Origin of the sequence: Nocardioides psychrotolerans, from assembly GCF_900113685.1 — a bacterium.
Lineage (GTDB): Bacteria > Actinomycetota > Actinomycetes > Propionibacteriales > Nocardioidaceae > Nocardioides > Nocardioides psychrotolerans.
This window is the reverse complement of record NZ_FOQG01000012.1, coordinates 85016-105204: the sequence shown is the minus strand read 5'-3', so window position 1 is coordinate 105204 and position 20189 is coordinate 85016. Positions and strand designations below refer to the sequence as shown.

Below are 20189 nucleotides of genomic sequence, written 5' to 3'. Positions count from 1 at the left end.
ATGACTACTGATGGGGATGCTGCTCGGAGTCGAGCACCATCCAGGCTACCAACTCATCGGCCGCAGCGTGAACTTCGTGGTTGACGATGGTGACGTCGAACTCCGCCTCCGCGGCCAGCTCGTGCCGCGCGGTGTCCAGCCGACGCTCCCGCTCCTCCTCCGTCTCGGTCCCCCGACCGACCAGTCGGCGCACCAGCTCGTCCCAGGACGGCGGCTTGAGGAAGACGAACAAGGCCCCTGGCATGGTCTCGCGGACCTGCCGCGCCCCCTGCAGGTCGATCTCGAGCATCGCTGGGCGGCCGGCGGCCAGCGCGTCCTCGACGGGGCGACGCGGCGTGCCGTAGCGAGCCGCCTTGTGGACCACCGCCCACTCCAACAGCTCACCCTCGGCCACGAGCCGGTCGAACTCCTCGTCGGACACGAACCAGTAGTGCACGCCGTCGACCTCGCCGCGCCGAGCCGCGCGGGTGGTCGCCGAGATGGAGATCCAGACCTCGGGGTGGTGCTCCCTGATCGTTGCGGCGACGGTCCCCTTGCCGACGGCGGTGGGACCGGCCAGGACGACTAGCCTGGTGGGACGGGTCGCGTGCGCGGTGTCACTCACCCGGGGCGAACTCGCGCTGCAGGGCGGCGACCTGCTTGGTGCCGAGCCCGCGGACCCGGCGGCTCTCGGCGATGCCGAGGCGCTCCATGGTCTGGCGGGCACGGACCTTGCCCAGACCGGGCATCGATTGGAGCAGGTCGACGACGCGCATCTTGCCGATGACCTCGTTGGTCTCGCCCTGGCGCAGCACGTCGGTGATCGAGGCACCGGAATTCTTGAGGCGGTTCTTGACCTCGGCCCGCTCGCGGCGGGAGGCGGCAGCCTTGTCGAGCGCAGCTTGGCGTTGTTCGGGAGTCAGGTGGGGCAGAGCCACGAGGAACGGTCCTTCTCGGTCGTCAGTGCGGCGGGAGCAGCGCCGCTGAGGGGTCAATCTAGTCAGAACCCCGACGGAGCGGCAATTGCGCGACGAGAACCTGTTCCAGTTCGGCTGGTTTCCCCAGTCGGCGCAGGCATCGCGCGTCACGGTCAGAAGCTCAGGGGTGCCTTGCAGACGTCGCGAGCCTGCTGCTGGACGCCCTCCAGGGCCGCCGCCGTGGCGGGTGTCGCCAGCTCCCCCGCCGCCGCGTCGATGACGGTCTTCTCGTCGGTGGACAGCCCTTCCGGCGGGTCGTCGCGGTCGTACGACGCCGCGTCGACCCCGGCTGCGTCCAGCGCCTCGACCAGCGTCTCGATGCGACCCACGAGCAGCCCCCACTCGTCAGAGATGTCGTCGGGCGACTTCTCCTGCAGCGCCCGGAAGCTCGGCAGCGCCTCGATCAGGGCAGTCGGACCGCCCCCGGCGAACGCCTCGCTGAGGGGCTCCTGCTGCTCCTCGACCTCCGCGCAGTAGCCCTCGAAGCGGTCGCCCTCACCACACGCCGAGAGGCCGCCCAGGAGGACGGTCCCGAGGGCGACCAGGAGGATCTCGACGACGGGACGCCTCATCCGCGCAACGCCTCGTTGGCGGCATGCACGGCGTCGCGCATCGCGCTCAGGTCGGGTCCGAGCCGCAGGACCTCGCGTGAGCTGCTGGCGAGGACGTTGCCGGTCGCCGGGCCGAAGATCCGGCGGATGTCGTCGGGCGTGCCGCCCTGGGCGCCGTAGCCGGGCGCGAGGATCGGACCGTTGAAGTCGAGGTCCACGTCGGTCTCCCCGATCGTGGCGCCGACGACCGCACCGAAGGAGCCCAGCGGCTCGGCGCCGGCGTTGAGCAGGCGCAGGTGCTCGATCATCAGCCCGCCGACGCTCTGATCACCCTCGGTGCGAGCCGCCTGGACCTCCGGGCCCTCCTTGTTGGAGGTGAGCGCGAGGACGAAGACCCCGGCGTCGTGCTTGCGGGCGGTGTCGATCATCGGGCTGATCGAGCCGAAGCCGAGGTAGGGGCTCACGGTGATCGCGTCGGAGGCCAGCGGGGAGGTCGGGTCGAGGTAAGCATCGGCGTAGGCCTGCGAGGTGGAGCCGATGTCGCCGCGCTTGACGTCGAGCAGCACCAGGGCACCGGCGGCCCGCGAGTCGGCGACGACCCGCTCGAGGACCGCGATGCCACGACTGCCGAAGCGCTCGTAGAACGCCGACTGGGGCTTGACGACCGAGCACACCGGAGCCACCGCCTCCACCACGGTCAGCGCGAAGCGCTCGAGCCCGGCCACGTCGTCGGAGAGCCCCCACTCCTGGAGCAGGCCGGCGTGCGGGTCGATGCCGACGCAGAAGGGGCCGCGGTCGGCCATGGCTGCGTGGAGGCGGGCTCCGAAGGTCATGGGGTCTCCTGTCGTGCGGTGGGAAGGGGTCAGTCGCAGCGCACGAGCGCGTCGCGGGTGAGGTCGGCCAGCGTGGCGTAGCCGTCGACGGCCATGACCAGGTCGGCCTCGGCCTGCAACGACCGCAGCACGTGCACGGCGCCGGGCACGCCGCCGAGCGCGAGCCCGTAGGCATAGGGCCGCCCGACCGCGACAGCGTCGGCACCGAGGGCGACCGCCTTCACGACGTCGGCGCCGGTGCGCACGCCCGAGTCGAAGATCACCGGGGCGGCACCGTGCTCCCGGACCACGTCGACGACGCCCGGGAGCCACTGGAGCGCGGAGCCTCCACCGTTGGCCTGGCGGCCGCCGTGGTTGGAGACGTAGATGCCGTCGACTCCCCCGTCAAGCGCGCGCCGGGCGTCCTCGGGGTGGCAGATGCCCTTGAGCACCAGCGGCAGGTCGGTGAGCGAGCGCAACCACGGCAGGTCGTCCCACGACAACGGGTTGCCGAAGGTGCCTACCCAGGTCAGGACGGTGGTGGCGAGGTCAGGGTCCGGGCCGGTCATCGACTGGAACACCGGGTCGGAGGTGTAGTTGGCCAGCGCCTTGCCCCGCAGCTGCGGGAAGTTGCCGCTCGCCAGGTCGCGTGGTCGCCAGCCGGGCACCCACGTGTCGAGGGTGACCACGATGGCGTCGTAGCCGGCCTGCTCCGCGCGCGTGACGAGCGAGGCTGCGAGGTCACGGTCCTTCGGCGTGTAGAGCTGGAACCACGAGGGTGTCTCCCCGGTGTGGGACACGACCTCCTCGAGCGGGTCGCTCATCAGGGTCGAGGCGATCATCGGTACGCCGGTCTGCGCCGAGACCTGCGCCGTGGCGATGTCGCCGTGCTGGTCGGGCGTGCAGATCCCGATGACGCCCACCGGCGCCATCATCAGCGGGCTCGTGAGCCGCTTGCCGAACAGCTCGACGGACAGGTTGCGCTCGGCCGCGCCTGCGAGCATCCGCGGCACCAGCGCCCACCGCTCGAACGCCTCGACGTTGCCGCGCTGCGTGGACTCATCACCACTGCCGCCGGCCACGTAGGTCCGCAGTTCGGGCGGGAGGGCAGCCAGCGCGTCGCGCTCGAGGTCAGCGAAGGTGAACGGGTGCGGGGGCAGGACCCCCGACAGTGCCGCGAGGTAGAGCTCGATCTGGTAGTCACCGAAGCTCACCACGCCACCCCCGGGCCCGCGAGGGGGTGGATCACGCGGGGAGGTCGAGCGGTCGCGAGAGTGACGAAGGGGCGCCCGGCCAGCCTGTCGAGACACATCATCCGAGGCCCCGCAGGACACGGCGCGGCCACAGCGGACCCTCGTAGATGAAGGCCGTGTAGCCCTGGAGCAGGTCGGCTCCGGCGTCGAGCCGGTCCTGCGCGTCCTGGACGGTGGTGATGCCGCCGACACCGACCAGCGTCAGGTCCGCACCGACCCGCTGCTTGAGCATCCGCAGCACCTCGAGCGAGCGTGAGGCGAGCGGACGACCCGAGAGCCCGCCGGCACCGATCGCATCGACCTCTCGCGAGGGGCTGCGCAGCCCCTCGCGGGAGGTCGTGGTGTTGGTGGCGACGATGCCGTCCAACCCGATGGCCAGCGCCATGTCGGCGACGGCCAGCACGTCCTCGTCGGCGAGGTCCGGGGCGATCTTGACGAGCAGGGGCACCCTGGTGCTGCGGCCAGCCAGGTCGGCGGCCTCGTCGGCCGTCCGTCGTACGTGCTCGAGGAGGGGCTGGAGCTTCTCGACGGACTGCAGGTTGCGCAGGCCCGGGGTGTTGGGGCTGCTGACGTTGACGACGAGGTAGTCGGCGTGCGGCGCGAGCAGCCGCGCGCTCTTCTCGTAGTCGGCCTCGACCGCGGCCTGGTCGTCGTCGGGCACGACCTTGGTCTTGCCGATGTTCGTCCCCAGGATGGTGCGCGGCGGGGATTCGTGGTCGCTGTCGTCGCGTCCCGCACGGACCTGAGCCGCGGCGCGCCGTGCCAACCGCTGCGCGACCACCTCGGCACCGTCGTTGTTGAAGCCCATCCGGTTGACGACCGCACGGTCGTCGGTGAGCCGGAAGAGACGCGGGGTCGGGTTGCCCGGCTGCCCCTCCCCCGTGACCGTGCCGATCTCGACGTGCCCGAAGCCGAGCGCCCCGAGCGCGTCGATGCCGACGGCGTTCTTGTCGAAGCCGGCCGCCATCCCCAGCACGTTGGGGAAGGTGAGGCCCAGCGCCTCCACCGGCTGGCCGGCGCCGACCACCCGGTCGATGCCCTTCAGCACCGGTGCCGCGGCCCGCAGCCCGCGGAAGCCCAGGTGGTGGGCGACCTCGGGATCGATCCGGGCGAAGCCGTGGTCGAAGAGCAGGGAGTACGGCGTCATCAGCGGCGGGCCCAGTCCTGAAGCGACCGCACGCCGATGTCGCCGCGTTCGAGCGCCTCGATGCCCTGCACGACGGCGCCGAGTCCCTGCACCGTGGTGATGCAGGGAATGTTGGCCATCACGGCTGCGGTGCGGATCTCGTAGCCGTCGACCCGCGCATGGGTGCCGGAGCCCCCTCCACTGGCAGAGCCGTTGGGCGTGTTGATGACGAGCTGGATCTCTCCGTCGAGGATCAGCTGGACGGTCGTCTTCTCGCCGTGGGGCCCTTCGCCCTCGAAGTGCTTGCGCACGATCGTGGCCTGCACGCCGTTGCGACGCAGCACCTCGGCCGTGCCCTGGGTCGCGAGGATCTCGAAGCCGTGGTCGGCGAGCACCTTGATCGGGAAGATCATGTGCCGCTTGTCGCGGTTGGCCATGGAGACGAACACCTTGCCCGAGCGCGGCAGGGAGCCGAAGGCCGCGGCCTGCGCCTTGGCGAAAGCGGTGCCGAAGTCGGCGTCGAAGCCCATGACCTCACCGGTCGACTTCATCTCCGGGCCGAGCATGGTGTCGACCTGCGCGCCGTCGGGGGTGCGGAACCGGTTGAACGGCATCACCGCCTCCTTGACCGCGATCGGCTGGTCGGCCGGCAGCGTGCCCCCGTCGCCCTCGGCCGGCAGGAGACCGGCAGTGCGCAGCTCGGCGATGGACTCCCCGAGCATCACCCGCGCAGCTGCCTTGGCCAACGGCGTGGCCGTGGCCTTGGAGACGAACGGGACCGTGCGGCTGGCGCGCGGGTTGGCCTCGAGGACGTAGAGCACGTCGGAGCCCAGGGCGAACTGGATGTTGAGCAGCCCGCGCACCCCGACACCCGCGGCGATCGCCTCGGTCGCCTTGCGGATCCGTAGGATCTCGGCCGCCCCCAGGGTGATCGGCGGCAGCGCGCAGGAGGAGTCGCCGGAGTGGATGCCGGCCTCCTCGATGTGCTCCATCACGCCGCCGAGGAAGAGGTCGGTGCCGTCGTAGAGCGCGTCCACGTCGATCTCGACCGCGTCGTCGATGAAGCGGTCGACCAGCACCGGGTGGGCCGGGCTGATCTGCGTGGCACGGCCGATGTAGCCCTCGAGGGAATCGTCGTCGAAGACGATCTCCATGCCGCGTCCGCCCAGGACGTAGGACGGTCGCACCATGACCGGGTAGCCGATCTGGGCCGCGATCCGGTGAGCATCCTCGAAGCTGGTCGCCATGCCGTACTTGGGCGCCGGCAGCCCGGCGTCGCGCAGCACCCGGCCGAACGCGCCGCGCTCCTCCGCGAGGTGGATGGCAGCGGGCGAGGTGCCGACGATGGTGACGCCGTTGTCCTCGAGGCCCTGGGCCAGGCCGAGCGGGGTCTGGCCGCCGAGCTGGCAGATCACGCCGGCGACGGGGCCGGCCAACGTCTCGGCGTGCACGATCTCGAGCACGTCCTCGAGGGTGAGCGGCTCGAAGTAGAGCCGGTCGGAGGTGTCGTAGTCGGTCGAGACCGTCTCGGGGTTGCAGTTGACCATGATCGTGTCGTAGCCACCGTTGGGCATCGACGGCGAGCTCAGCGCCAGCGAGGCGTGCACGCAGGAGTAGTCGAACTCGATGCCCTGCCCGATCCGGTTGGGCCCGGAGCCCAGGATGATCACGGCCGGCCGCTCACGCGGCTGCACCTCGCTCTCCTCGTCGTAGGAGGAGTAGTGGTAGGGCGTCGAGGCCGCGAACTCCGCGGCACACGTGTCGACGGTCTTGTAGACCGGTCGGATGCCCAGCGCGTGCCGCACCCCGCGTACGACGTCGGGCGTCATGCCGCGGATCTTGCCGATCTGGGTGTCGGAGAAGCCGTGCCGCTTCGCGCGACGCAGCAGCGTCGGCGTCAGCTCGGGTGCGGCCGTGACCTCCTCGGCGATCTCGTTGATCAGCAGCAGCTGGTCGATGAACCACGGGTCGATCTTGGTGTGGTCGAAGACCTCCTGCGCGGTCGCACCGGCGCGCAGCGCGTCCATGACCTTCTTGAGGCGCCCGTCGTGCGGCGCCTCGATCTCGTGCAGCAGGGCGTCCTTGTCGAGCTCGACCCACTCCTGGTGCCAGTCGAAGACCGCGGACCCTGGCCCTGATGACGGAGCCTCCAGCGAGCGCAGCGCCTTCTGCAGCGCCTCCGTGAAGTTGCGCCCGATCGCCATCGCCTCGCCGACCGACTTCATGTGGGTCGTCAGGGTCCGGTCGGCTCCAGGGAACTTCTCGAAGGCGAAGCGCGGGATCTTCACGACCACGTAGTCCAGCGTCGGCTCGAAGCTGGCCGGGGTGCTCCGCCCGTCGGGGCGCGTGGTGATGTCGTTGGCGATCTCGTCGAGGGTGTAGCCGATCGCCACCTTGGCGGCGATCTTGGCGATCGGGAAGCCGGTCGCCTTGGAGGCCAGCGCGCTCGAGCGCGACACCCGCGGGTTCATCTCGATGACGATCAGGCGACCGTCCTCGGGATTCACGGCGTACTGGATGTTGCAGCCCCCGGTGTCGACGCCGACCGAGCGGATGATGCCGATCGCGAGGTCGCGCATCGCCTGGTACTCGCGGTCGGTCAGCGTCATCGCGGGCGCGACGGTGATCGAGTCACCGGTGTGGACACCCATCGGGTCGACGTTCTCGATCGAGCAGACGATGACCACGTTGTCGGCGGTGTCACGCATGACCTCGAGCTCATACTCCTTCCAGCCGATGATCGACTCCTCGAGGAGCACCTCGGTGGTCGGGCTGGCCGCGAGGCCGGCGCCGGCGATGCGGCGCAGGTCGGTCTCGTCGTAGGCCATGCCGGAGCCGGTGCCGCCCATGGTGAAGCTGGGGCGCACCACCATCGGGTAGCCGAGCTGGTCGGCCGCACCAAGGCAGTCGTCCATGGTGTGGCAGATGACCGACGTGGAGCACTCGCCGCCGAGCTCCTCGACGATCTTCTTGAAGACCTGACGGTTCTCGCCCCGCTCGATCGCCTCGATGGACGCGCCGATCAGCTCGACGTCGTACTTCTCCAGGACACCGGCCTTGTCGAGCGCCATCGCGGCATTGAGGGCGGTCTGGCCGCCGAGGGTCGCGAGCAGCGCGTCCGGGCGCTCCTTGGCGATCACCTTCTCGACGAACTCGGGGGTGATCGGCTCGACGTAGGTCGCGTCGGCGAACTCCGGGTCGGTCATGATCGTGGCCGGGTTGGAGTTGACCAGGATGACCCGGATCCCCTCCTCCTGCAGCACACGGCAGGCCTGGGTGCCGGAGTAGTCGAACTCGCAGGCCTGGCCGATGATGATCGGCCCGGAGCCGATCACCATGACGCTCTTGATGTCCTCGCGCTTCGGCATCAGCGTGCTCCCTCGGTGGTGGACGACTCCATGAGCTGGACGAAGCGGTCGAAGAGATAGGCCGCGTCGTGCGGGCCGGCGGCCGCCTCCGGGTGGTACTGGACCGAGAAACTCTTCAGCGCCCCCTCGGGCGTGCGGAGCTCGAGCCCCTCGACCACGTCGTCATTGAGGCAGACGTGGCTGACGCTCGCGACGCCGTAGGGCGTCTGGACACGATCGTCGAGCGGGATCCCGTCCGGCCACCGGACGGCGAAGCCGTGGTTGTGTGCGGTCACCTCGACCTTGCCGGTCGTGCGGTCCATGACCGGCTGGTTGATCCCGCGGTGGCCGTAGGTGAGCTTGTAGGTGTCGAAGCCGAGCGCGCGGCCGAAGAGCTGGTTGCCGAAGCAGATCCCGAAGTAGGGCAGGCCCTGGGCCAGGGCACCCTGGAGAAGCTCGACCTGGTGCGTGGTGGCCGCCGGGTCACCGGGACCGTTGGAGAAGAACAGGCCGTCGGGCTGGAGGGCCAGCACCTCCTCGAGCGTGGAGGTCGCGGGCAGCACGTGCACCTCGACGCCGCGCTCGGCCATGCGGTGGGGCGTCATCGTCTTGATCCCGAGGTCGAGGGCGGCGACCCGGAGGGGGCGAGCCCCGTCGGTCGAGCCTGTCGAGATCGCCGGAACGACATAGGCCTCACGGGTGGAGACCTCGCTCGCCAGCTCGGCTCCGGCCATCGCGGTCGAGGCCATGACCCGGGCGAGCAGGGCCGACGGATCGGTCTCGATGGTGGAGATGCCGACCCGCATCGCACCGCGCTCGCGCAGGTGGCGGGTGAGTGCTCGGGTGTCGATGCCGGAGATGCCGACGACGCCCTGGGTGCGCAGCTCCTCGTCGAGCGAGCGCTGCGAGCGCCAGTTGCTCGGCACCCGTGCAGGGTCACGCACGACGTAGCCCGCGACCCAGATCCGGCTGGACTCGGAGTCCTCGTCGTTGACGCCGGTGTTGCCGATGTGCGGAGCCGTCATGACCACCACCTGGCGGTGGTAGGAAGGGTCGGTCAGCGTCTCCTGGTAGCCGGTCATGCCGGTGTTGAAGACGGCCTCGCCGAAGGTCTCTCCGGTCGCGCCGTAGGCCTCGCCGTGGAAGGTGCGTCCATCCTCGAGCACGAGGAGGGCCGGCCCCGCGGCACGGGCGCTCACTGGAGCTTCCCGTCGAGCACGGTGGCGGTGCCGCGGAGGAACGTGGCGACCACGCGGCCGGGCAGCTCCATGCCGGCGTACGGCGTGTTGCGGCTCAGCGACGCCGACTCCGACGCCACGACCGTGCGGCGGGCGGCCGGGTCGTAGAGCACCACGTTGGCGGGCGCACCCACCTCGATCGGCCGGCCGTGGTCGGCGATGCGACCGATGCGTGCCGGCGCGTAGGACATCCGGTCCGCAACGCCCTCCCAGTCGAGCAGGCCGGGGTCGACCATCGTCTCCTGCACGATCGACAGCGCGGTCTCGAGACCCAGCATGCCGAATGCGGCGGCGGCCCACTCGCAGTCCTTGTCCTCGTGCGGGTGCGGCGCGTGGTCGGTGGCGACGATGTCGATCGTCCCGTCTGCGAGACCGGCGCGCAGGGCGGCGCCGTCGGCGGCGGTGCGCAGCGGCGGGTTGACCTTGTAGATCGGGTCGTAGGTCTGGGCGAGGTCGTCGGTGAGCAGCAGGTGGTGGGGGCACGCCTCGGCCGTGACGTTCCAGCCCTTGCGCTTGGCATCCCTGACGATCTCGACCGAGCCGGCGGTGGAGACGTGGCAGACGTGGAGACGGGAGCCGACGTGCGCGGTGAGCAGGCAGTCGCGGGCGATGATCGCCTCCTCCGCGACGGCCGGCCAGCCGGTCAGGCCAAGGCGCCCGGAGAGCTCGCCCTCGTTCATCTGGGCGCCCTCGGTGAGGCGCGGCTCCTGCGCATGCTGGGCGATGACGCCGTCGAAAGCCTTGACGTACTCCAGCGCGCGGCGCATCAGCACCGCGTCGCTCACGCACTTGCCGTCGTCGGAGAACACCCGGACGCGGGCCGCGGAGTCGGCCATGGCACCGAGCTCGGCGAGCTGCTGGCCCTGGAGACCGACCGTGACCGCGCCGATCGGGTAGACGTCGCAGTAGCCCGCCTCGCGGCCGAGCCTCCAGACCTGCTCGACGACCCCGGCGGTGTCGGCCACCGGCTCGGTGTTGGCCATCGCGTGGACCGCGGTGAAGCCGCCCAGGGCGGCGGCCTGGGTGCCGGACTCGACCGTCTCGGCGTCCTCGCGTCCCGGCTCGCGCAGGTGCGTGTGCAGGTCGACGAGGCCCGGGAGGGCGACCAGGCCGGTGCCGTCGATCTCCACGGTGTCGCCCGTGTCGCCGGTCGCGGTCAGGTCGGCGCCGATGGCAGCGACGACGCCCCCGTGCAGGAGCAGGTCGGTCGCGTCTCCGCCGAGGATGGAGACGGCTCTGATCAAGTACGCGCTCACGCGTCGGTCTCGCTTTCTGGTGCTTCCCCGTGGTGGTCGGAGCCGTTGGCGCCGCTGAGGAGGAGGTAGAGGACGGCCATGCGGACCGCGACGCCGTTGGTGACCTGCTCGACGATGACCGAGCGGTCGGAGTCGGCCACGTCGGCGGTGATCTCCATGCCGCGGACCATCGGCCCGGGGTGCATGACGATCGTGTGGTCCTGGAGGGCCCGCATCCGCTTGCCGTCGAGGCCGTAGCGGCGGGAGTACTCGCGTGCGGTCGGGAAGAACGAGGCGTTCATCCGCTCGCGCTGGACGCGGAGCATCATCACGACGTCGGCCTTGGGCAGCACCGCGTCGAGGTCGTAGGAGGTTTCGACGCCCCAGGTGTCGATGCCGACCGGGAAGAGCGTCGGCGGGGCGACCAGCGTGACCTCGGCACCGAGCGTCTGGAGCAGCAGCGCGTTGGAGCGAGCGACCCGGCTGTGCAGGACGTCACCGACGATCGCCACGCGGCGACCCTCGAGGTTGTCGCCGCTCCGGGCACCGTCCTTGCCCAGGTGGCGCCACATGGTGAACGCGTCGAGCAGGGCCTGGGTGGGGTGCTCGTGGGTGCCATCACCGGCGTTGACGACGCTTGAGCGCACCCAGCCGGAGTGGGCGAGGCGGTGCGGGGCACCGCTCGCGCCGTGGCGTACGACGACCGCATCGGCGCCCATCGCCTCCAGGGTCAGCGCGGTGTCCTTCAGGCTCTCGCCCTTGGACAGGCTGGAGCCCTTCGCCGAGAAGTTGATGACGTCGGCGCTGAGCCGCTTGGCCGCCGCCTCGAAGGAGATGCGGGTGCGGGTGGAGTCCTCGAAGAAGAGGTTGACCACCGTGCGGCCACGCAGGGCAGGCAGCTTCTTGATCGGCCGGTCGGCCAGCGAGCGCAGCTCCTCGGCGGTCTTGAGGACCAGCATCGCGTCGTCGCGCGTCAGGTCGGCGGCGCTGAGCAGGTGGCGCTTCATGCCTCGCTCCACTCGGGCGGGCCGTCGATCGACACCGCGTCGATCTCGTCGGTCTCGGCGAGCCGGACGCTCACCCGCTCCACCAGCGAGGTCGGCAGGTTCTTGCCGACGAAGTCGGCGCGGATGGGCAGCTCACGGTGCCCCCGGTCCACCAGGACGGCGAGGCGCACGGCCTGCGGCCGGCCGACGTCGCCCAGGGCGTCGAGGGCCGAGCGAATCGTGCGCCCGGAGAAGAGGACGTCGTCGACCAGCACGACGACCTTGCCGTCGATGCCTCCGGAGGGGATCTCGGTGGGCAGCAGCGCTCGCGCCGGCTTCATCCGCAGGTCGTCACGGTAGAGGGTGATGTCGAGCGAGCCGACCGGCACCTCGATCCCCTCGACCGCGGAGATGCGGGCGGCGATCCGCTGCGCGAGCGGGACGCCGCGGCGGGGGATGCCGAGCAGGACGAGGTCGTCGGCGCCCTTGTTGCGCTCGAGGATCTCGTGGGAGATGCGGGTCAAGGCCCGGGAGATGTCACGGGCGTCGAGGACCACGCGTCCCGGAGGGGGGCCAGCGGGGTCTGTCGGTCCGGGGGCAGGCTGGGCACACACGAGCGTGCTTGACCTCCTTCTCCGCCTCACAGGACGGCTCGTTAAAGGATGTCGATCGGGCGTCACGCTACCGCAGCGGTGAGGGAACGGACCTACGGGACCGTCGGCTTCTCGATCGGCGGACAGCTGCGGTCGTTGGCTAGGTTGGCAGGACCGATCTCAGGAGGTCCCCCATGCCCGAGCTGCCGTTCCCCGACGACGTCCGTGCCTTGCTGCTCAAGCCCAACCCCGCGGTCATCACGACCCTCCGCTCCGACGGCGCGCCGGTCTCCGTGGCGACGTGGTACGCGCTGGAGGACGACGACCGGGTGCTGCTCAACATGGACCACACCCGGGTCCGCGTGAAGCACGTGCGCCGCGACCCGCGCGTCACGCTCACCGTGCTCGACGGCGGCGACTGGTATACCCACGTCTCCCTCATCGGTCGCGTCGTCGAGATCAGCGACGACGACGACCTCGTCGGCATCGACCGGCTGAGCACCCACTACGCCGACCGGCCCTACCCCACCCGCGACAGCGCGCGCGTCAACGCGTGGTTCGTGGTCGATCGGTGGCACGGGTGGGGTGCGGCGAAGGACTGAGTCCTCCCGAGGCGGGGCCGGGCGCGGGGCCGAAGCGCGGGTGAGTCCGCACCCGACGGCCGTCTCGCGAGGTGGCCAAACGTTTGACCACCCCAGACGGGCACCTGCCCCTGCCCCTGGCGACCCCAGGACCCGCGCCATCAGCAACGACGAACCCAGCCTTCCACCGGCATCCATCGCTCCCTGTGGAGGAGCCGGGCACGACGCAACCGATGCGTGGTGACATCGCTGCATGCCCCGACTCCTTGACACCACAACCCGGATCGGCACCGTCGCCGACGCGGTGAACTACCTGCTCGCCACCCAGGGCGCCTCTGCCCTGACCATGCGCACCATCGCCTACGAGTGCCGCCTGAGCCCGGCCACGCTGAGCCTTCACTACGGTTCGCGCGAGCACATGCTGGCCGTCGCAGCCCTCGCCACCAGCAGGGCACGGACGGCCAGGATGCAGGAGCGCGCACGGCGAGACGGTGTCCTGGCTTTCCTCCCGCGCGAGCCAGATGAGCTGCCCGACGTCCGCGCCTGGCTGGGGTGGTGCGAGCTGGAGCGCAACCAGGAGACGCTGCGCCACACCCTGTGGTGGGCACGCGGCGAGGACCGCGCCCTCCTCGACGTCACCCTCGACCACCGGCCGGAAGCAGGCGACCTCGACCTGCTGGTCGCAGCAGTCGACGGCCTCGCCGTCGCGCTGTGCAGGCCGGGAGGACCCGATGCCGCTCCCTGCGGCACAGGAACTGCTCTCCCGCCTCGCCATCGACCTGACCGGCCGCCCTTCCGCATGACACGCTGCTCCCGTGGACGTGGTGCTGGGGGTCATCGGGGGCCTGCTCGTGGCGTGGGCAGCGCTCGTCGGCGTGCTCTACGCCGCCAGCCGTCGCCACGACGACCCCACGACGGTCAAGGACGCGCTGCGCCTCCTGCCGGACGTCGTACGCCTCCTGCGCCGGCTTGCTGTCGACCCGACGCTCCCCCGCGGGGTGCGCTGGCGACTCGGGCTGACCCTGGGTTACCTGCTGCTGCCGATCGATCTGGTGCCCGACGTGATCCCGGTGGTGGGCTACGCCGACGACGTCGTCGTCGTGGCCCTCGCGCTTCGCTCCGTCGCGCGCCGGGCCGGACCGGACGCTCTCGACCGGCACTGGCCGGGCACGCCGCAGGGACTGGCGACGCTCAAGCGCCTGCTCTGACTCCCGCCGCGCGCCGGATCCGTTCGACGAGCACCGGCTCCATCTCTGGCAGGTCGTCAAGCTCGCACCACCGCACGGAGAGCGACTCGTCGTCGCCCACGCGCGCCTCCCCGGAGACGTAGCGGCAGAGGTAGGTGTGGTCGAGGTACTGAGCGAGGTCGCCGTTGACGTGGGTGATCACCGGCGTCACGTCCACCCAGACCAGCGACTCGATCTCGCAGACGACACCGGTCTCCTCCAGCGCCTCGCGCACCGCGGCGACCTCGGGGTGCTCCCCCGGGTCGACGATGCCGGTCACCGGCGCCCATCGACCGTTGTCGGAGCGCTCGACCAGCAGCACCTCGTCGTCACGCAGGACGACCGCAGTGACTCCCGGGAGCCACAGCAGGTCGTGTCCGATGCTCTCGCGCAGGCGGACGACGAAGTCAGGGACCGGCATCCGCCCACGTTACAAGCGGGCGCGCCCAGGGCTCGTGGCAGATCGCCGCGACCGTCACCCGATGTCGATGAGGACCTTGCCGATGGCGCCGTCCTCAACGGCCTGGTGCGCCGCGGCGGTCTCCTCCAGCGGGAAATGGTGCAGCGGCACGCCGGCGTCCTCGCCGACGCGCAACGCACCAGCAACGATCGCGGCGTTGACGTCCTCGGCCGCCGCCGCGATGAGGTCGGCGCCGAGCGTGTAGAGCAGCAGGAACTGGTAGCGCAGGTTGCGGGAGAACGTGGCACGGATCTCGACGGAGAAGGAGTCGCCACCGTTGTTGGCGTAGATCGCGATCGTGCCGCGGTTCTTCGCCACGGCCAGGTCGAGCTCGTTGTTCTGGGCCGGGGCCACCTCGACGACGATGTCGACACCGTCGGGAGCGATGGTGAGGATCTCCGCGGCGGCATCCGACGTGCGGTAGTTGACGACGTGCTGCGCACCGGCGGCGCGAGCCAGCACGGCCTTCTCGTCGCTGCTCACCGTGGTGATCACGGTCGCGCCGGACCAGCGGGCGAGCTGGATGGCGGCGTTGCCGACGGCCCCTGCTCCACCAGCGACCAGGACGGTCCGGCCCTCGAGGGCGCCGGGCCCCAGACGGGTCGGACCCCCCTCGGCGGCAGTCAGGGCACGGTGTGCGGTGACGGCAGGGACACCGAGGCTTGCCCCAAGGTCGAAGTCGGCCTCGTCGGGAAGGCGTATGACGCGCTCGGCGGGCTGGACGGTCAGCTCGGCCGACGTGCCGTAGGCCCGGCCGTGCTGCGCCAGGACCAGCCAGACGCGGTCCCCTGCGGCCAGGTCCTCGACGCCCACGCCGACGGCGTCGACCACACCTGCCCCGTCCTGCCCCGGCACGACCTCGTCATGGCCCTGTGACATCCCGGCGCGGGACTTCCAGTCGGTGGGGTTCACGCCTGACCGCACGACCCGAACCCGGACCTCCCCGGGGCCGGGCTCGGCGACGTCGCGCTCGACGAGGCTCAGGACGGAGGACGGACCGGTCTGGGAGTAGACGACTGCTCGCATGTCAGTCCCAGCACCGCGCGTCGCTCAGACATTCCACCGTCACCGTCACCGGGTCAGAGCGCCGCGGCCATCCCCGCGCACGCCCGCAGCCACGACATCTTCGTCGTCTCGGACAGCTGCGCGTAGGGCACGACCGACCCGGACACGAGCGCCGGGTCGTAGGGCACGCGGTAGACAGCACGCGTGCGTTGTTCGTAGACCTGCACGAGGTCGTGCGCGAGCTTGCTGTCGACCTGGGCGGAGGGGTCCGACAGGACCGTGACTGCCTTGTACTTCAGGTTTTGCATGCCCGCGTCCTGGAGCGCGTCGAGCATCCACAGACCGCTGTAGCCCGTGTCCTCGCGCACCGTGCTGGTGATGACGAGCAGGTCGGCGGCCTCGGCGGCGGCCAGCCAGTTCTCCGCGCGCATGTTGTTGCCGGTGTCGACCAGGATCACCCGGTAGAAGCGCTCGAGCAGCGTGTGTACCGCTCCGAAGTCCTCGGCTCGGATCGTCCCGGTGACGTCGGGTCGCTCGTCGGAGGCGAGGACGTCGAAGTGGGCGTCGCCCTGGGAGCGCACGAACGCACCGAGGTCGCCGATGCGCGACTGGTAGACGTCGCTGAAGCGCTCGAGGTCCTCGAGCAGCTCCCGGGTGGTGTTGCGGTGGTTGCTGCGCGTGCCGCGGATGCCGAGGGTGCCCCGGGTCTCGTTGTTGTCCCACGCAACGACGCCGCCGCCGCGGACCGTGCCGAACGTGTAGCCGGCCGCCAGCACCCCGGTCGTCTTGGCTGCGCCGCCCTTGGGGTTGATGAACGCGATCGTGCGCGGGCCGTCGAAGTCACGCTGGATCGCGGAGCGGTGGCCCTCGAACTCCAGTTCCTTGGGGCCCATCTTGGGCTGGACCAGCCCGCCGCTCCAGCGCCGTACCTTGCCGCGCCAGCCCCACGTCGCAGGCCCGTTCTCCAGCTCGTTGTCACGCCGGTCCAGGAAGTCGGTCGCCGTCATGAACCGGCGCACCTCACCCTCCGGCTGCGGAGCAGGCACGACGGCGGCCGCCGCGGCCGCCGCGGGTGCAGGCGGTTCCGGTGCAGGTGCGGCGGTGGGCGCGCTGGTCGGGGCGCCGGGCGGGGCGCTGGGCGGAGCGGCCGGCGGCGGCCCCGGCGGTCCGGCGCCGGGGGCAGGTGGGGGTGCGAACGGGGCAGGGCTGCGCGGTAACTGGATCACCGGCGGCGCCGGAGGGGCAGCAACCTGGCCGGGCAGCGGGTCCGTGAGCGGGTCGCTCAGCGGGTCAGGGCGCCGCGGCGGCGCAGACGGCGCAGGCGGGGCCGGTGGGGCAGGCGGGGCCAGTGGGGCGATTCGCCCGCCGTAGGCGTGGAGCTCCTCGGGCGTGTAGAGCCGGTCACTGGTGTCGGAGGCTTCCCGCTCGTCCGGGGCGTGTGCGGGGTCGTGCGGGTGCTGGGTCATGACAGTCCTTCTCGTTCCGAGCCAGGGGGCCGACGGGCGTGCGCCTGCGCGGCAGTCTGTCCAACGAGACGGCGCTCAAACCCCCAGGTCGGGCCGAGAGGTGGCGCGAGGGGTCAGAACTCCAGGCCGGCGAGGGCCACCTCGATGGTGCGATGGAAGGTCGGGTAGGCGAAGTGCATCGTGCGCAGCGTGGAGATCGGGATCTCGGCGTGCACCGCGGCGGCGAGCAGCCCGAGCACCTCTCCACCCGCCGGGGACACCGCGGATGCCCCCACCAGGATGCCCCGGTCGGCGTCGGCGACCAGCTTGATCACGCCCTCGTTGCCCACCTGGTGAATCCAGCCGCGGCTCGATTCGGCGATGTCGGCCACGCTCACCACGACCTGCAGCCCAGCGTCGCGCGCCTGCTTCTCCGACATCCCGACCGACCCGACCTCCGGGTCGGTGAACGTCACCCGGCTGACCGCGCGGTAGTCGGCCCACGGCCCGTCCTCGCCGAGGATGTCGCGCACGGCGACCGCACCCTGATACATCGAGACGTGCGTGAACGCTCCCTTGCCGGTCGCGTCCCCGACCGCCCAGAGCCGCTCTCCCGCGCGCATCCGCTCGTCGGTCTCGATCATCTTCAGGTCGTCGGCGAGCCCCAGGGTCTCCAGCCCAATGCCGGTCAGCAACGTCCTGCGACCGGCTGCGACGAGGAGCTGGTCGGCGCTGACGACCTCGCTGCCGAGGTCGACGTGGAAGCGCCCGTCGTGCCTGACGTTGCCGATCTTCACCCCCGTGCGGATCGTGACGCCCTCGCTCTCGAGGACCCCGTGGATGACCTCGCTGCTCTCGGGCTCCTCCGGGCCGAGGATCCGGTCGGCGACCTCGAGGAGCGTGACCTCGACCCCGTAGCGCGCGAACGCCTGCGTCAGCTCGCAACCGATCGGCCCGCCGCCGATGACCACCAGGCTGCTCGGCAGCTCGGTGACCTTCACGACCTCGCGGTTCGTCCAGTACGGCGTGTCCGCCAGGCCGTCGATCGGCAGGGTGGCCGGCATCGTCCCCGCGTTGAGGATCACCCCGCGGCGGGCCACCAACTCGTGCCCGTCCCCGTCCGCGCCGTCGACCAGGACCCGACCGGGACCGTCGAGGCGGCCACGGCCACGGATGACCTCGACACCGGCCTCGACGAGCCGATCGACGTGGGCGTCGTCGTTCCAGTGGTTGGTGGCCTGCTTGTCGATGCGACGCGCGACCAGGCTCCAGTCGGGCGTCACGTCGGTCGGCCCACCGAGCAGCGGGGCACGGCGTGCCTCGGCCAGCGTGCCCGCTCCGCGGATCATGATCTTGGAGGGGATGCACCCGTAGAAGGGACATTCGCCGCCCACCAGGCCCTGCTCCACCCCGACGACCCGCAGTCCGGCCTCGGCGAGCTTCTGTGCGGCGAACTCGCCGCCCGGTCCCAGCCCAATCACCACGACGTCGACGTCTCTTGCGCTCATGGCCTCAGCCTCGCACGCCGTCCAAGGACCCGACAGGGCCGCGGCTCAGTCCGGGGAGTCCTGCTTGGCGCGGGCGAACGCGAAGAGTCCGTAGGCGATGATGCCGAGCGCGACCAGCGTCAGGAGGACGGGGCCGAACGGCTGTTGGAGGATCTCGCGGAGCGCCTGGTCGAGCCCGCCCGACTTCTTGGCCTCATGCGTGGCGGCTGCGTAGACGAACAGGCTGCCGATGACGGCGATCGAGACGCCTTTGGCGGCGTAGCCGGCCTTGCCGAGCCACTTGAAGGCCGATCCCGTGTTGCCGCCGCGGTCCTTGCCGTCGATCTTCTTCAGGAACGACTCGCTCCAGGCGATCCACACTAGGCGGACCCCGTAGGCGATGATCCCCAGCCCGACGGCACCCACGAGCAGCTGACCACCGGGCAGGTCCATCGCCTTGGCCGTCATGGTGTCGGACCCACCGCCACCGGAGGACCCGGAGCCGAGGGCGACCTTGAGGGCACTGATGCCGACAGTGACGTAGAGGACGGCCTTGAAGCCGGCGACGACGCCGGCCTTGACGCGGTCGGAGGAGTCCTCGTGCCCACGACCGAGGAAGCCGTCCTCGAGGCGCCACAGCGCGAGCAGGAACATGCCGATCGCGACGACCCACACCAAGAAACCGCCCAGCGGTTGGGTGGAGAGCTCCTGGATGGCTCCCGTGCTGGAGGCGGAGCCGGAGCTCTCACCGAAGGCGAGCTGGAGGGCCAGCCACCCGACGAGGAGGTGGACGACGCCGTAGGCGACCAGTCCGATGCGTCCCGCGGTGTCCACGGCGTCCTGGCTGTCGACGTTGTTCATCATCAGATCATGTCAGGCAGGAGCGGTCTTGGAGCGCTGGATCGCCCCAAGGATGCCGTTGACGAACGGCGGCGAGTCGTCGGTCGAGAGGTCACGCACCAGCGCCATCGCCTCGGAGACCGCGACCGTGTCGGGCACGTCGTCAGCGTGGAGCAGCTCCCAGACCCCGATGCGCAGGACGTTGCGGTCGACGGCCGGCATCCGGTCGAGGGTCCAGCCCTCGGCGAAGGACGCGAGCAGGCCGTCGATCTCGACCTGGTGCTCCACCACTCCGCGCACCAGGGTCACCGTGTAGGCGTTGTTGGGCGCCTCCCCCTCCGTGATGAGCCGGTCCAGGGCGTCGTTGGGCGACTCCCTACGCATCTCGGAGGCGTAGAGGACGTCGAGCGCGCGCTTGCGGGCCTTGGAGCGAGCACCCATCAGGACTTGACGCGACCCAGGTAGGAGGAGTCACGAGTGTCGACCTTGACCTTCTCGCCCTGGTTGATGAACAGCGGGACCTGGATCTCGTGGCCCGTCTCCAGCGTCGCGGGCTTGGTGCGGCCGGTGGCGCTGTCACCGGCGAGGCCGGGCTCGGTGAAGGCGATGATGAGCTCGACCGAGGCAGGCAGCTCGACGAACAGCACGCGGCCCTCGTTGGTCGCGACGATCGCGTCCTGGTTCTCCAGGAGGAAGTTGGCGCCGTCGCCCAGGACCTCCGGGCTGACTTCGGTCTGCTCGTAGGTGCCGGTGTCCATGAAGACGAACGACGTGCCGTCGTTGTAGAGGTATTGCATGGTGCGGCGGTCGACCGTGGCGGTCTCGACCTTGGTGCCGGCGTTGAAGGTCCTGTCGACGTTCTTGCCCGACTCGACGTTGCGGAGCTTGGTCCGCACGAACGCCGGGCCCTTGCCGGGCTTGACGTGCTGGAAGTCAACGACGGCCCACAGCTGACCGTCGATGTTGAGCACCATGCCGTTCTTGAGGTCGTTGGTCGATGCCATGCGCGCGATTCAGCCTTCGTGTCTGAGGGGGGTCGAGCATCACC

The 20189-nt window shown here is 70.7% G+C and carries 20 protein-coding genes and 1 pseudogene; 3 read left to right on the top strand and 18 right to left on the bottom strand.

What is annotated here, in order from left to right:
• Window positions 1-4: 4 nt before the first annotated feature.
• From gmk to pyrR, 11 genes are all read right to left on the bottom strand, one after another.
• Window positions 5-604, bottom strand: a complete 600-nt coding sequence (gene gmk / locus BM204_RS14905) for a guanylate kinase (RefSeq protein ID WP_091114881.1) — start codon at window positions 602-604, stop codon at window positions 5-7.
• The gene (gene mihF, locus BM204_RS14900) at window positions 597-917 is read right to left on the bottom strand and encodes an integration host factor, actinobacterial type (RefSeq protein WP_091114878.1); all 321 of its coding nucleotides are present in this window, start codon (window positions 915-917) and stop codon (window positions 597-599) included. Before mihF ends, gmk begins: the two co-directional genes overlap by 8 nt.
• Window positions 918-1069: 152 nt before the next feature.
• A complete protein-coding gene (locus BM204_RS14895; RefSeq protein WP_091114876.1) occupies window positions 1070-1528 on the bottom strand; it encodes a hypothetical protein in 459 nt (152 codons plus the stop codon).
• Window positions 1525-2340 (bottom strand): orotidine-5'-phosphate decarboxylase, encoded by an 816-nt coding sequence (pyrF, locus tag BM204_RS14890; RefSeq protein ID WP_091114873.1) that lies wholly within the window; start codon window positions 2338-2340, stop codon window positions 1525-1527. Before pyrF ends, BM204_RS14895 begins: the two co-directional genes overlap by 4 nt.
• A 29-nt stretch (window positions 2341-2369) precedes the next feature.
• Window positions 2370-3533: an alpha-hydroxy-acid oxidizing protein gene (locus BM204_RS14885; RefSeq protein ID WP_091114872.1), complete on the bottom strand. Its 1164-nt coding sequence runs from the start codon at window positions 3531-3533 to the stop codon at window positions 2370-2372.
• A 97-nt stretch (window positions 3534-3630) separates the two neighbouring features.
• The gene (locus BM204_RS14880; RefSeq protein ID WP_091114869.1) at window positions 3631-4719 is read right to left on the bottom strand and encodes a quinone-dependent dihydroorotate dehydrogenase; all 1089 of its coding nucleotides are present in this window, start codon (window positions 4717-4719) and stop codon (window positions 3631-3633) included.
• On the bottom strand, window positions 4719-8066 hold the full coding sequence (gene carB / locus BM204_RS14875) for a carbamoyl-phosphate synthase large subunit (protein WP_091114866.1): 3348 nt from the start codon (window positions 8064-8066) through the stop codon (window positions 4719-4721). Before carB ends, BM204_RS14880 begins: the two co-directional genes overlap by 1 nt.
• Window positions 8066-9244, bottom strand: a complete 1179-nt coding sequence (carA, locus tag BM204_RS14870) for a glutamine-hydrolyzing carbamoyl-phosphate synthase small subunit (RefSeq protein ID WP_091114863.1) — start codon at window positions 9242-9244, stop codon at window positions 8066-8068. The genes carB and carA overlap by 1 nt, the downstream gene beginning before the upstream one ends.
• Window positions 9241-10539 (bottom strand): dihydroorotase, encoded by a 1299-nt coding sequence (locus tag BM204_RS14865; protein WP_091114861.1) that lies wholly within the window; start codon window positions 10537-10539, stop codon window positions 9241-9243. Before BM204_RS14865 ends, carA begins: the two co-directional genes overlap by 4 nt.
• Complete coding sequence (locus tag BM204_RS14860; protein WP_091114859.1) at window positions 10536-11525, bottom strand: aspartate carbamoyltransferase catalytic subunit; 990 nt, start codon at window positions 11523-11525, stop codon at window positions 10536-10538. Before BM204_RS14860 ends, BM204_RS14865 begins: the two co-directional genes overlap by 4 nt.
• Complete coding sequence (gene pyrR / locus BM204_RS14855; RefSeq protein WP_091114856.1) at window positions 11522-12118, bottom strand: bifunctional pyr operon transcriptional regulator/uracil phosphoribosyltransferase PyrR; 597 nt, start codon at window positions 12116-12118, stop codon at window positions 11522-11524. The genes BM204_RS14860 and pyrR overlap by 4 nt, the downstream gene beginning before the upstream one ends.
• A gap of 173 nt (window positions 12119-12291) precedes the next feature.
• Between pyrR and BM204_RS14850 the strand changes: the two genes are divergently transcribed.
• From BM204_RS14850 to BM204_RS23300, 3 genes and pseudogenes are all read left to right on the top strand, one after another.
• Window positions 12292-12699: a PPOX class F420-dependent oxidoreductase gene (locus tag BM204_RS14850; protein ID WP_091114852.1), complete on the top strand. Its 408-nt coding sequence runs from the start codon at window positions 12292-12294 to the stop codon at window positions 12697-12699.
• 232 nt (window positions 12700-12931) lie between these two features.
• Window positions 12932-13093 (top strand): annotated as a pseudogene (locus BM204_RS23560) (TetR family transcriptional regulator); the annotation flags it as partial.
• Window positions 13094-13493: 400 nt separating this feature from the next.
• The gene (locus BM204_RS23300; RefSeq protein ID WP_091114849.1) at window positions 13494-13886 is read left to right on the top strand and encodes a YkvA family protein; all 393 of its coding nucleotides are present in this window, start codon (window positions 13494-13496) and stop codon (window positions 13884-13886) included.
• On the opposite strand, the gene BM204_RS14835 is transcribed toward BM204_RS23300, so the two are convergent.
• The 7 genes from BM204_RS14835 to efp all read right to left on the bottom strand — a co-directional run bounded on the left by BM204_RS14835 (window position 13870) and on the right by efp (window position 20145).
• A complete protein-coding gene (locus BM204_RS14835) occupies window positions 13870-14325 on the bottom strand; it encodes an NUDIX hydrolase (protein ID WP_091114847.1) in 456 nt (151 codons plus the stop codon). The genes BM204_RS23300 and BM204_RS14835 overlap by 17 nt on opposite strands.
• A gap of 54 nt (window positions 14326-14379) precedes the next feature.
• Entirely contained in the window at window positions 14380-15390 is a 1011-nt protein-coding gene (locus tag BM204_RS14830) for an NADPH:quinone reductase (RefSeq protein ID WP_091114844.1), read from the bottom strand.
• Window positions 15391-15443: 53 nt separating this feature from the next.
• Window positions 15444-16835 (bottom strand): MinD/ParA family ATP-binding protein, encoded by a 1392-nt coding sequence (locus BM204_RS14825; protein WP_091114842.1) that lies wholly within the window; start codon window positions 16833-16835, stop codon window positions 15444-15446.
• A 113-nt stretch (window positions 16836-16948) separates the two neighbouring features.
• Window positions 16949-18322 carry a dihydrolipoyl dehydrogenase family protein gene (locus tag BM204_RS14820; RefSeq protein ID WP_091114840.1) on the bottom strand — a complete coding sequence of 458 codons (1374 nt, stop codon included), beginning with the start codon at window positions 18320-18322 and terminating at the stop codon, window positions 16949-16951.
• 45 nt (window positions 18323-18367) lie between these two features.
• The gene (locus tag BM204_RS14815; protein WP_170259171.1) at window positions 18368-19162 is read right to left on the bottom strand and encodes a DUF1206 domain-containing protein; all 795 of its coding nucleotides are present in this window, start codon (window positions 19160-19162) and stop codon (window positions 18368-18370) included.
• A 12-nt stretch (window positions 19163-19174) separates the two neighbouring features.
• Window positions 19175-19582, bottom strand: a complete 408-nt coding sequence (gene nusB, locus BM204_RS14810) for a transcription antitermination factor NusB (protein ID WP_091114834.1) — start codon at window positions 19580-19582, stop codon at window positions 19175-19177.
• Window positions 19582-20145 carry an elongation factor P gene (efp, locus tag BM204_RS14805; protein WP_091114831.1) on the bottom strand — a complete coding sequence of 188 codons (564 nt, stop codon included), beginning with the start codon at window positions 20143-20145 and terminating at the stop codon, window positions 19582-19584. The genes nusB and efp overlap by 1 nt, the downstream gene beginning before the upstream one ends.
• Window positions 20146-20189 lie beyond the last annotated feature (44 nt).